The 12,580-nt window shown below is 31.2% G+C and carries 13 protein-coding genes and 1 other annotated feature; of the genes, 7 read left to right on the top strand and 6 right to left on the bottom strand.

The window, feature by feature from the left end; genetic code table 11:
* The first annotated feature begins 81 nt into the window (after positions 1-81).
* The 5 genes from ACFWM3_RS24990 (at position 82) to ACFWM3_RS09130 (ending at position 3,649) form a co-directional block, all read left to right on the top strand.
* Complete coding sequence (locus tag ACFWM3_RS24990; RefSeq protein ID WP_483295410.1) at positions 82-186, top strand: putative holin-like toxin; 105 nt, start codon at positions 82-84, stop codon at positions 184-186.
* Between the two features lie 744 nt (positions 187-930).
* Positions 931-1,192, top strand: a binding site (T-box leader).
* A 65-nt stretch (positions 1,193-1,257) separates the two neighbouring features.
* The gene (locus ACFWM3_RS09145) at positions 1,258-2,034 is read left to right on the top strand and encodes an amino acid ABC transporter substrate-binding protein (protein WP_390311134.1); all 777 of its coding nucleotides are present in this window, start codon (positions 1,258-1,260) and stop codon (positions 2,032-2,034) included.
* Positions 2,035-2,050: 16 nt separating this feature from the next.
* Positions 2,051-2,692 carry an amino acid ABC transporter permease gene (locus ACFWM3_RS09140; RefSeq protein WP_056476320.1) on the top strand — a complete coding sequence of 214 codons (642 nt, stop codon included), beginning with the start codon at positions 2,051-2,053 and terminating at the stop codon, positions 2,690-2,692.
* A 13-nt stretch (positions 2,693-2,705) separates the two neighbouring features.
* On the top strand, positions 2,706-3,359 hold the full coding sequence (locus tag ACFWM3_RS09135) for an amino acid ABC transporter ATP-binding protein (protein WP_056476318.1): 654 nt from the start codon (positions 2,706-2,708) through the stop codon (positions 3,357-3,359).
* 80 nt (positions 3,360-3,439) lie between these two features.
* Complete coding sequence (locus ACFWM3_RS09130; protein WP_390311133.1) at positions 3,440-3,649, top strand: hypothetical protein; 210 nt, start codon at positions 3,440-3,442, stop codon at positions 3,647-3,649.
* A 193-nt stretch (positions 3,650-3,842) separates the two neighbouring features.
* Here ACFWM3_RS09130 and ACFWM3_RS09125 read toward each other — a convergent pair whose 3' ends face one another.
* From ACFWM3_RS09125 to ACFWM3_RS09105, 5 genes are all read right to left on the bottom strand, one after another.
* Complete coding sequence (locus tag ACFWM3_RS09125; protein WP_390311132.1) at positions 3,843-4,859, bottom strand: cytochrome d ubiquinol oxidase subunit II; 1,017 nt, start codon at positions 4,857-4,859, stop codon at positions 3,843-3,845.
* A 78-nt stretch (positions 4,860-4,937) separates the two neighbouring features.
* Positions 4,938-6,269 carry a cytochrome ubiquinol oxidase subunit I gene (locus ACFWM3_RS09120; RefSeq protein ID WP_056476313.1) on the bottom strand — a complete coding sequence of 444 codons (1,332 nt, stop codon included), beginning with the start codon at positions 6,267-6,269 and terminating at the stop codon, positions 4,938-4,940.
* A gap of 295 nt (positions 6,270-6,564) precedes the next feature.
* A complete protein-coding gene (locus ACFWM3_RS09115) occupies positions 6,565-7,893 on the bottom strand; it encodes an MATE family efflux transporter (protein WP_390311218.1) in 1,329 nt (442 codons plus the stop codon).
* Positions 7,894-7,952: 59 nt separating this feature from the next.
* The gene (locus ACFWM3_RS09110; RefSeq protein WP_390311131.1) at positions 7,953-8,321 is read right to left on the bottom strand and encodes a GIY-YIG nuclease family protein; all 369 of its coding nucleotides are present in this window, start codon (positions 8,319-8,321) and stop codon (positions 7,953-7,955) included.
* Between the two features lie 20 nt (positions 8,322-8,341).
* Positions 8,342-9,097, bottom strand: coding sequence for a DUF2087 domain-containing protein (locus tag ACFWM3_RS09105; protein WP_390311130.1), 756 nt, complete (start codon positions 9,095-9,097; stop codon positions 8,342-8,344).
* A gap of 574 nt (positions 9,098-9,671) precedes the next feature.
* On the opposite strand from ACFWM3_RS09105, the gene ACFWM3_RS09100 reads away from it, so the two are divergent.
* Positions 9,672-10,967 (top strand): polysaccharide deacetylase family protein, encoded by a 1,296-nt coding sequence (locus ACFWM3_RS09100; protein ID WP_056476305.1) that lies wholly within the window; start codon positions 9,672-9,674, stop codon positions 10,965-10,967.
* A gap of 97 nt (positions 10,968-11,064) precedes the next feature.
* On the opposite strand, the gene ACFWM3_RS09095 is transcribed toward ACFWM3_RS09100, so the two are convergent.
* Complete coding sequence (locus ACFWM3_RS09095) at positions 11,065-11,631, bottom strand: GNAT family N-acetyltransferase (RefSeq protein WP_390311129.1); 567 nt, start codon at positions 11,629-11,631, stop codon at positions 11,065-11,067.
* A 442-nt stretch (positions 11,632-12,073) separates the two neighbouring features.
* Between ACFWM3_RS09095 and ACFWM3_RS09090 the strand changes: the two genes are divergently transcribed.
* Complete coding sequence (locus ACFWM3_RS09090; RefSeq protein WP_029715399.1) at positions 12,074-12,559, top strand: RNA polymerase sigma factor SigV; 486 nt, start codon at positions 12,074-12,076, stop codon at positions 12,557-12,559.
* The last annotated feature ends 21 nt before the right edge of the window (positions 12,560-12,580 follow it).

Here is a 12,580-nt window from a genome sequence, read left to right as displayed (position 1 = left end):
TAAAACTAGGCAATTGAATAGCATAGGGGAATTGGTTTTATCTTCTTTTCTACGCATTTTTGTAGAAAGGTGGTGATGCCAATGCAAACACTTGAAATACTTACTCTAATCTTCATCGCAATGACCTTTGTCGTTGCATTGATTCAATTAGTAGTTAGTATTATTAACGCAACAAAAAAGAAATAGCCCCTATGCTTTGACCGGGCATGGGCTACTTCTTATGATATAACTAGATAAAACCATCTCAGCTTATTCAATTACCTAGAATGAGTGCTATAGCACTCGTTCTTTTTTAATATATGTTTATTATATCATACGATTCTTTAGATATACTTTGAGCGCATGAATTTTTTGTTAAATATATAGAAATTATCATCACAATGACCTTTGTCTTTACATTGATCCAATTGATAGTTAGTATTATTAACGCTACAAAAAAGAATAGCCCCTATGCTTTGACCTGGCATGGGCTACTTCTTATGATATAACTAGATAAAACCATCTCAGCTTATTCAATTACCTAGAACGAGTGTTAGAGCACTCGTTCTTTCCTATGCTTTTGCTCCGCATGGACTACTTCTTTGATTTACTCAGATAAAACCATCTCTGCTCATTTAGTTGCCAAGCACGAATGATTTCCCGCTCGCTCTTAATTAAAATTTATCATACTTTTCAATCGAATTTTATAAAGTATATGTTATTTTTGTGAATTGATAATATTTTACAATCCCAATCAGTTTTATCAGCATTCATTCGACATTTTTCCATATTTCCCGAGAAATTTCCAACCCAAGTTTTGACAAAATCAAAGATTTTTAAAATAAAATTTGTTGACAGTTGTTTGTAATCTGTAATATTATTTGTTCATCGCAAAACAAACTAGTTTGAATTTAAAAAAACTGCAGTATTTAACATATTTGAAAATTAAATTTAAAAGCATTGATGAGAAATAGTAAAAGTATTAAGTTCTTAAACAGAGAGTTCCCGGTTGGTGCGAGGGGCGTAAGACAATATTTTGAACACATCTCTGAGCTGAGCACCGAACCCCTTTTTGGTAGTAGACTGTTTCCGGATTCCCTGCACCCGTTATCGTGCTAGAGTATAGCTTAATTGCTGCACTTGAAGAGGTTGGTATCGTGAGGTATCAATAAAATAGAGGTGGAACCACGTGAGTATTACTCCCGTCCTCTAGCTATTCATATAGCTAGAGGGCGGGAGTTTTTTGTTTTTCAAGAAAATTTTAAGGGAGAGAGTAAAATGAATAAAAAATTAATGTCAGCAATGATCATTTGTATGATTTCAATATTAGTAGTAACTGGTTGTGGAAAAGAAAAACGAAATGCAAACGAAGTAGTCGTTGGATTAGATGATACTTTTGTTCCAATGGGTTTTAAAGATGATAAAGGTAAAGTTGTAGGTTTTGATATTGATTTAGCAAAAGAAGTATTTAAACGTGAAAACATGAAAGTAACTTTCCAACCAATTGATTGGTCAATGAAAGAGACTGAATTAAAATCAGGAAATATTGATGCAATTTGGAACGGCTATTCAATTACAGATGAGCGTAAGAAAAAAGTAAATTTCTCAGATGCATATTTAAAAAATAGACAAGTTATTATCACCCTAGCAAATACAAATATAAAAACAAAAGCAGATTTAAAAGGTAAAAATGTTGGGATTCAAGAAGGATCAAGTTCTTTAGATGCAGTTAATAAAGATAAAAAATTAGTAAATTCGTTTAACGGTAGTAAACCTGTATTATATGAAAATAACAACCAAGCTTTAATGGACTTAGAATCAAAACGTGTTGATGTAGTTGTAGCAGATGAAACATTAGCTAGATATTACATGAACAAACGAGGCCAAAACAAATACAAAATTTTAAAAGATAACTTTGGTGAAGAAGAGTATGGAGTTGGCGTTAGAAAAGATGACACTGCTTTACTAAAAAAAATTAACAAACAAATTGGTGCCATGAAAAAAGATGGTACTTACGACAAAATTTATAAAAAATGGTTCGGTACATTGAAATAAAAAGGAGCTTACGATCATGGATCAAATTACATCTTTATTACCTTCCATGCTTGATGGATTAAAAATAACGCTAGAGGTTTTCTTAATAACTCTAGCGTTAGCAATTCCACTTGGAATCATCATTGCACTTGGTAGACTTTCGAATATTACAGCAATCAAATCAATTATTAGTTCTTATATTTTATTAATGCGTGGTACACCTCTACTTTTACAATTAATCTTTATCTTTTTTGGTTTACCATTAGTCGGAATTGTCTTTGACCGTTTTACAACAGTTATTATTGCATTTGTACTTAATTACGCAGCTTATTTTGGGGAAATATTCAGAGCTGGTATCCAATCAGTTGATAAAGGCCAATATGAAGCAGCAGAGGTTTTAGGCTTGAGTCGCAGTCAAACATTTAAAAGAATTATTCTGCCTCAAATGACTAAAAAAGTTTTACCTCCTGTTTCAAACGAAGTAATTACTCTAGTAAAAGATTCAGCTCTTGTATATGTAGTTGGACTTGATGATATGCTTCGAGTAGCAAAAATAGCATCTAATACTAGCGCATCTCTACTTCCTCTTGTTTTTGTTGGTATTATTTATCTACTACTAACAGCAATATTAACTAATTTATTTAAACGATTAGAAAATCGATATTCATATTATAAATAAGGAGAGACTTAAAATGTTAAAAGTAAATAACTTAACTAAACAATTTAATAAACAAACCGTATTAAATGAAGTCTCTTTTGAAGTTAATAAAGGAGAAATCGTTACTCTATTAGGACAATCAGGAGCTGGTAAAACGACTATTCTTCGTTGTATTAATGGTTTAGAAAGCTTCGATGGCGGATCAATTGAAATTGATGGCCAAATGATTAAATCTAAAAAAGATCTTTTAAAAGTAAGAAAAAACGTTGGACTCGTTTTTCAAAACTATAATTTATTTCCTCACAAAACAGTAATTGAAAACATTATTGAAGCTCCAATTTTAGTACTAAGTATGAATAAAGAAGAAGCTACAAAGAGAGCCATGGATTTGTTAGAACAAGTTGGCCTAAGTGACAAAGCAAATTCATTACCAGATGAATTATCAGGCGGTCAACAGCAACGTGTAGCGATTGCTAGAGCGTGTGCACTTCAGCCAAAAATTCTTTGCTTTGATGAACCTACTTCAGCACTAGATCCTGAACTAACGAACGGAATTGCTGAGATTATGAAAAAATTAGCAAAAGACGGAATGAGCATCCTTGTCATTACGCATGATATGGAATTTGCAAGTAATGTTTCGACTCGTACGCTGCTTGTAAAAGAAGGAAAAGTTTTAGAAAGTGCGTGATTTTAGCGGAAACTAGGCTTAAATTTACCCTTTTTTCTATAAAACTAAATAATATGAACGGAATTTCAGGTGAATTTAGCATGTTAATTGCAGATTCACCTTTTTTATTTGCAGTATTGACTTTTTTAATTACAGGTTCACTTAATTTAATTGCAGTTATGACTTTTTTAATTGCAGATCCATCAATTTATTTGCAGTTCCAACTGATTTATATGCACCCCCACCGCCTTACTACAGCTCCATCAGTTTATTTGCAGTTTCGTACAATTTATATGCAATCTCATCCTTAATTCAGTTCCAGCCTATATAACTAAAGTCATATTAAAAAAAGACGCCACAATATTATTGGCGCCTCCCTCTACACATTATTCAATGAAAAAACTTACTAATAAAAGATAATCCCATTATTAAAGCTACAATAAAACATAAAAGCACCAGCCGCTTTTCATGTTTATTAGAAGAGTGCATTTCATCTCCCCCACTTTACTTTTTACCTTGAACATATTCGGCATCAAATAAAAATAGTTTAAATAAAAACAATAGCGATGGAACTAACAGTAGTAACCCTAAGACAAATACAGTTACTAGCATAGTACCGGATGTTTGATTCGTGTATCCATTGTAGATCGTAATAAATGGATCTAATATATATGGCATGTGCGCTGCTCCATAGCCGAAAAATGCGAAGAAAAATTGGAGCATAACAAATATAAAGGCGGTTCCGTAATTTCGTTTTAGCAAAATTAATGATGATGCTATTAGAAAACAAATTAGTGATAATAAAAACATCCACCAATAATGATTAACTATATTTTCATAAAATCTAACATTGTTATCTCTTAATCCTACAAATACAAGAAAGCTTGATAAGATCGTTGGCACAGTCCAAAATAAAGCATATTGTCTTAAAATTTCTAGGGCACTTTCATCCTTCGCTTTACTTGCGTAATAGGTTAAAAATGTCGCGCTAATATATAAAACTGAGATGATAGCAATGATTACAACACTCCACGAGTATATACTTGTTAATAAATTTTTAGCTAAAAATTGAATGACTCCGTTTTTTTCGACTATATACCCTCCTCCCGAAATGGTCAGAACCGTACAAAGTGAAGCGGGGATCAGCAGGCCAGTCGCTCCATATAAGAATAAATATACTTTGTTTTCCTTGGAACCATAGTTAGAAAAGGCATAAAACGAGCCTCTAATGGCTAATAGGACTAGTGAAATACTTCCTGGAATTAAAAGGGCCGTTCCATAGTAAAATGCAACACTAGGAAAGAAACCTATAATGCCAACAAAGAAAAACACAAAAAATACATTCGTTATTTCCCAAACAGGAGATAAATATCTACTAATTAAATTGTTTATTAAGTGATCTTTTTTCGTTACTTTTCCAAAATAAGCAAAGAATCCAGCACCGAAGTCAATTGATGCAATGATGATATATCCATATAGAAATATCCATAAAACGACTATTCCTAATAACTCAATATTCAATGCTCACCCTCCTATTCATTAGCTTTGTTCAAATTCCAGTAATACTCTTTCAAGCTTTGATAGAATTTTAAACAGAGCCTATTTTTTTAAACGATATTTAAGTTCATCTTCGGGTGGATTATGAATGAACATTTTTCGAATAACAATTGTACAAAAGACTCCTAAAAATACATACAATACAAAAAATAACCAAAACATACCGCCTAGTCCTTTGGCAGTTGTGGCTCCTTCTGAAACCTTCATATATCCTCTTAATATCCATGGTTGGCGGCCAATTTCGGCAATCATCCATCCAAGTTCGATATTAATCATCGCTAATGGTCCAGTCAGCGCTAGTCCACGTAAAAGCCACTTATTATGCATCCAATTTTTCTTCTTAATAGAAAACACAACAAATATGAAGGTCATCGATATAATTAAGCCAACAAAGGTCATCTTTATATCAAATAAATAATGTATGAACAAAGGTGGCCACTCATCTTTTGGAAATTCATTTAATCCAGTTACTGGTGCATTAAAATCTGAGAAAGATAAAAAGCTCAGCAGTTTAGGAATTCGAATTTCATATTTTACTTCATGTGTTTTATCATCTAGCGTTCCGAATAAGACAAAATCTGCCCCTCTTTCTGTCTCAAAATGCCATTCAATTGCTGCTAGTTTTTCCGGTTGGTATCTAGCTAGGAATTTTGCTGAAACATCTCCTGTAATACCTGTTAAAATGGCAAAAATTAATCCTAGTGTTGCTGCTAATCGAAGCCCTTTTCGTGTGTACTCCGTATTCTTTCCTCTTAATAATTGAATAGCGGCGATTGAAGTTAATATAAGAGCAGATGCGACATATGCAGTAACAATTACATGTAAAGTTTTAGAAGGAGCAGCTGGATTAAACATTGCTGCAATTGGATCGACGGTTTTAATTATTCCATTTTTCAAAGTAAATCCTTGTGGCGTATTCATAAATGCATTTACCGTAGTGATAAAAAATGCCGACAAAGTTGAGCCTAATATTACAGGTAAAATGATCAACCAATGATAAATAGGTTTTTTAAAACGATCCCAAGTATATAAATAGATCCCTAGGAATATCGCTTCAAAAAAGAAAGCGAATGTTTCCATAAACAATGGAAAACTAATTGCTTGACCCGCAATTCTCATAAAGCTCGGCCATAATAAGGATAGTTGTAGCCCAATACAAGTACCAGTTACTACTCCCACTGCAACGGTAATTGTGTAACCTCTGGCCCATCTTCTTGCCATAAGCGTGTAATGTGGATCCTTTTTTAAGATTCCTAACCCTTCTGCAATTGCGATCATTAAGGGTATTCCTACACCAATTGTTGCAAAAATAATGTGAAATATTAGTGTCATACTTGTTAGTAATCTACTGAGTGTGACATTATCCAAGTCCATCCGAAATCCCCCCTATAATGTAATATCTTATTGTCCAATGGAATTAATTATTCTAATCAAATGACCGATAATGTTACGTTTTTATGAACACAATCAGTAAAATTGCATTTTTATTTGTATCTATAAAAGTATGTTCCTATAACAATAAAGGTATACGGGGAATCTTAAGTCCAAACAAAGTGAATGGTAAAACAAAAACCACAAGGATAACCTTGTGGTTGTAGTGTTTAGACAATGTTTCTTTGATTTTTTAGGCTAATTGCAATCGCTTATCAACCTTCTTAAGAAATTAAATTTAATTTACTAAACGGACTATACGTTTCTTTCTCCATGAAAATTTATAATATAAATAGTTTAATCCGAGACCAACTATAAAAGCTGCCGGATATCCTACCCAAATTCCTTTCATTCCAAGACTCGTGTAATGAGATAAAAGATAGGCTACAGGCACTTCAATACACCATATTACGAATATACTCATGAGCGTTGGCCACAGTACTGCTCCACTAGCACGCATTGTAGATGATAAAATAAATGAATGTCCGAGTATTAAATATCCCCATAAAGTAATCATCAATAAACTATTCGCTATTTGTACAGTACTATCATTCGTTAGAAATAAGTTTAGAATAGGCTTTGAGAAAAGATAAGTGAGTAATACTACTACGCCACCTAACACATAGTTAAGGAATAATCCTATTTTAATAACTTGGTTTAATCGATCAACCTGATTTGCTCCTATTGACTGAGCGGCAAAAATTGATACTGCGATTCCAATACAAATTGATGGCATTTGAACATAACTTATTAGCTGATTTACTACCCCATAGGATGCAGTCGCATCTGATCCATATTGATTAACAAAAGAAATAACGGCAATCTCTGAAATCGAAAGAAAAACCATATTAATACTCGTTGGAATACCTAATTTTAATATTAGTTTTAAAAGTTCAGGATCCATCTTCAAATAATTTCTCACTGAAGCATCAATTCGTAGAGGATGATTCGTTTTGTGTAAGTATATGAATAGAACTATACATGTTAAAACCGTTGAACCTATTGATGCATAAGCTGCCCCATAAATTCCTAGTTTCGGTATGCCTACCCAACCAAATACTAATGGTGGTAAAAGTGCAACATTTAAAACTGTACTTAATAAAAGAAAATAAAACGGTGTTTTCGAGTCCCCAATACCTCTCATTAAAGTTGTATAAACCATATAGATAAATAGCACGGGAATCGACCAAAATAAAATGGAAGCATAATGGGTACTAACATGAAGTATATTTTCAGGAGTTCCTATTAATCTCAAAAGTTTTTCAATAAAAATATTACCGATTATCGCAAGCACTACAGCGAGGAAAAGAGTAAATGTAAGAGTCGTACCAACAATAGCTTTTACTCTTTCTTCAAGCTTTGCACCATGTGCCTGACCGATTAAAATTGAACTACCAGAACCAATTCCAATAATAAATGATACTAAGAAGAAAAATATTGGAAAGAAAGCTGAAATTGCAGCTAAAGCATTTTCCCCTAACCATTTTCCTACTATAATCATGCTAATAACCTGACCGATTGACTGCATAATATTACTTAAAAGTAATGGAATTAGAAACATAATCATAGGGCGTAATAAAGTAAATTTTACTTTTTTTTGCTCCTGAGGATTAATCTCTGATGTAATCAAGTTTGATCACCCTTGCTACTGTCTGAGTTATATCCTCTTTCACCATAAGGTTGAAGTTTTTCTAACCATTTTTCCTCGAGTCTCTTTAGATCTCCCTTAATACCTAATGGACTAATGTCTTCTTCCTTTAAAATTTCTAATTCCTCAAATACGAATGACTCTTTACCATATTCATTCCATTCTTGTTGAAGAATTTTATTTGTACAAGACCCTGCCTCTAATTCAAATTTCTTTCCATTAATCGTTTTTAAATTTTTAGTGCTTACTATAAATATTTTTTGATTTACTATGTTTTTAATTTGATAAATACCTGCTTGCACTTTCGTTTCTTTATATTGCATTTTTAATTGTTTTTTTCTACTCATTTTTACCAACCTTTCTTTTACTAAGCTTTTAACCAATAACTACTTCCATCCGACTTTCGATCTATATAGCCATATTCAACTAAGTATCTTCTTAATACGACATAATCAGGATAAATAGCTGTCAGTACTTCATTTATTTCTTTTTCTGTATATGTCTTATTTGGCGAAAATCTTTTAACGATTTCTCTCAGAACAACAAGCTTTTGTTTTTCCTTCAATGGAAATTTTTTCAAAGGCCCATTTATGCCTTCTGGAAAGTATTTTTTTAAGTTTTTTTCCATTTCATCCTCAGTAATGTTATAGCGCTCATCGACCATTTTTGCTGTTTTATGAAGTGGTAAAAAACTTGGCGCATGTTGATCCTTTTCCTTTAAAAGCTCCATCATGACAAGAAATAATTTTGCTTGTCTTTCTTTTTCCTTTAAAACAAAGCGATGATTCCTAATCGTAGAGGCGCTACCGACACCCGTTTCTTTTTGAATATCTGTATCACTCTTACCTTGATAAAAAAGACGTAAAAGATGGTTTTGATGTTCTGTTAATCCTGTTAACTTTTTATCAAGTTGGATTAAATAATCGAAAACGGAGTCATGACTTTGTTCTATATGAACTTTCATGTATTTTTCGGCTTCATATAAAGTTCCTGAATCTTGATAAATAATTCCTTTTTCAATTCTTTTATTACAGAGTAAACATAAATAATGATTTTCCTCTTCGATATATCCTTGTTTTAATTCTTCTATATCGGCATTCCAAAAAACGTCTAAATTTTCCATTTAACAAACACAACCCTTTTTTGTTTATTATTTACTAAACAATTTTATAAAATGTTTATTCATTTACAAACATAATATGTTATTGTTTGCAAAATGTCAATTTTACTAAACAATAACTCAAGTTGTTTGTACTTACATATTTAATAAATAAGGATGCCTCAAAAGACCTCTTACGATGTTTGAACTCATAATTTACAAAAAAAAGCGTCTTAAAGGTACTTTCTTCCTAACGAGACGTCATTTCAATTGGTTAAAATTTATTAAACAGTACTTTCTATCCTTTTCAACCATATTCTTTTATTCCAAAGGGACTAATTTCAAATCTTCAATTGACAATTTCTTACAGTACTTTACAATTAAATTGTAAGGTAAATTTAATATTCGACATATTTTAATGTAAATAAAAAACCTGTTCTCAATAGGGAAAATCTTTACTTATTATTTTCCTTATAGACTAATATATTTTAAGGTAGACAGTAGAAATAATCATGACAAAAGATATCTATTTAGGTCAGTCTTAAATGTCTTAAAATAAACGCAAATGGGTGATTTCTTTATAAGATAGGGGGAAGTTATGTCAATTTACAATGAAAAACTTATTGAGCTTTTATCAATCGAACAAAAATTCGAAAAATCCTTTTTGCATATTAAACTATTATTTAATCAAGAAATAGAACTTCATTGGGAAATTGACAACGAAACGGCCAATCTTATGAAATCAAAAATTATTTTTGATGAAAACTATAAGTTTAGCCTTTCTTTATGTAGTACTTGGGAAGAGGATAAAAATCAGTTTACTAGTTTTGTAACTAAATCAAACAATAATGAGAGTGAAAAAATCTACTTTTCGTGTTCAGAAGAGTTCCATCTTCAACTTCATTCCATAAAAAATATGAAGGATCTTAGGATTTTAATTGATCTACCTTATTTATCAATTAGTCGATCCAGTTCCAAAAAAGAAAAGGCTAATTCGAAACGATATAAACTTTATGGTTGGCTTACTGTTGCTGCTATTAGTATTCTATCGATTAGTTTAATAGCTTATAAGAGTCAAACTTGTAAATCAGAATCTTTATTTTGCGGAAAAAAACCAGCAAAAGCTGAAAGTGTTTCAAAGGCACAAACGATAAAAACTCCAGAGAAACAAATAAAACCTAATCAGGATAAACAAGATCCAAATAAAACTGCTATTAAAAACGTATCTCAACCGAATGTGCACACAAATGAACCAGATGTTAGATATGCAATTAAGCAAGAACCTAATAAACCTGTTCAATCAATTTATCCGACTGTAAAATTAAACAATGTAGTTAACTATAGTATCCCACAAGGTAGTGTAGCCATTACTTTTGATGACGGTCCCTCAAAGTATTCGAAGGAAATAGTAAATGTTTTAAAAAAATATAAAGTTGGCGGTACTTTTTTCTACATCGGAGATAACGTTGTAAGATATCCTGAAAATGTACAATATGCATATTCTAACGGGTACTCAGTTGGAAGCCACTCCATGCACCACGATGACTTCATAAAACTATCTTATAAAAATCAAGAAGATGATCTGGTTAGAACAAATAACTTAATAAAAAATATTACAAAACAAGAAACAACCCTCTTTAGACCACCATATGGCGCAAAAAATCAAGCAACTATTGAATTAATGCAAAAACATCAATTTAAAATGGTTTTATGGGATAAAGATACTGAGGACTGGAAGAACCGCAATACAAATACAATAATAAATTACGTTAAAAGCCACACTGAATCTGGAAGTATCATTCTACTTCACGAAACTAAACCTTCTTTAGATGCTTTACCACAAATTATTGAATTTCTTCAATCAAAAAATTTAAAAATTGTAAGTTTAAATTAAAAAAAATAGTCGCTATTAGCGACTATTTTTTTATTCAAACGTTTGTTTAAACTTTAAAATCCTTTATTTCATAAAGAAATAAAAGTTCCATCCGACTCTATTTAGCGAAATATCTTTCTTTCGTTAACTCAAAAATGCATGAATGTATGTCTTCTTCATTAGTCGATTCCCTAATTACTAAGCCTTTATTAATAAATTCATTTCTCTCTAAAATTTGGATTGATTTTTGATTTTCTGACTGAACAATTCCTTCAATGACTTGTAATTCAAGTGTACTAAATCCATATGCTAACACTGCTTTTACTGCCTCTTGCATGATTCCTTTTCCTTGAAGCTCTGGTGAAAGTTCATATCCAACTTCCCCTTTTTTTTGCTCGACCGAAAAATTCCACAAGCATATTGTACCAATTAATTGATTACTTTCTTTAAAAGTAATTCCCCAAAGAACCCAATCATTACGTTCAATTCCTTCATTAATCATTTTTATATATTGAAGTGCTTCATCAACTTCTTTTGCAATCGGTCTGTTAATATATTGAGACACTTTTTTATTTGAACGTAATGCAAATATTTCATATTGATCTTCAATATTCATTTGTCTTAAAACTAATCGGTTCGTGTTTATTTTTGGAAATGGGTTAAAACTATAGTGTTCTTTTATCATATATCCTCCAACTAAAATAGTAAGATTAGTACAGTTTGCTGACACATATTTCTATAATCTCAATATGTAAATAAATAGCTATTTTAACCATTTGATTCATTTGTACTATCAGCAATTTCAAATAAACCGACTATTAAAGAGCAAAATTTTAAAATTCTTGCTTTTTTTATTTTGTTTCTTTTTATGCTTTAAAACGCCTGTTGATTGGAACAAAGTACTCATTGCTCTTTTTTTTTGATTAATTGTCTATAGTTTGTTTACGAATAGGTATGCCATCTGTATACTACTAACTTAGGCCAAATTTCCATTAAACTGTGTGGATGATTTTTAGTAAAAATTTCCTAAATTTATTTTTACTTTTTATAAAACTTTTTCGAATAGGTATACGTCTTTTATAATGTGTACCTTCTTAGATACGTATCTCAAAAAAGGAGCTCTTTAAATGAAGGGGAAATCTAACTTAGAAAAGGAACTTGTAGATTTTATTATTAATAATAAAGACGATTTTTATCGGTTAGCTTATAGCTACGTTAAAAATTCAGAAGATGCGGTGGATATATTACAAGATTCTATTCATAAAGCCATTTCCTCAAAAGATAAATTAAAAAATGAACAATCTTTAAAAAGTTGGTTTTATAGAATTGTAGTAAATACATCATTAGATTTTTTAAGAAAACAAAAAAAAGTAACTGTAATGGATGAAGAAACAATTGAGTTATATTCTTCAGGACAGGATGATAATTATACAGATATTGATTTAGAAAGATCATTAGAATCTTTACCAACTAAATATCGGGCTGTAATTGTCCTCAGGTATTTCGAAGACTTAAAGATTGAAGAAGTTGCTGAAATTTTACAGGAGAGTCCAAATACAATAAAAACTCGTTTATATAAAGCTTTAGAAATACTCCGGATTAAAATGAAATGAATTTATTTTTGGGAGGCCAAT

Origin of the sequence: Gottfriedia sp. NPDC058432 (genome assembly GCF_042721555.1) — a bacterium.
In the GTDB taxonomy this organism is placed as follows: Bacteria; Bacillota; Bacilli; order Bacillales; family Bacillaceae_G; genus Gottfriedia.
This window is presented reverse-complemented; position numbering and strand designations above follow the sequence as displayed.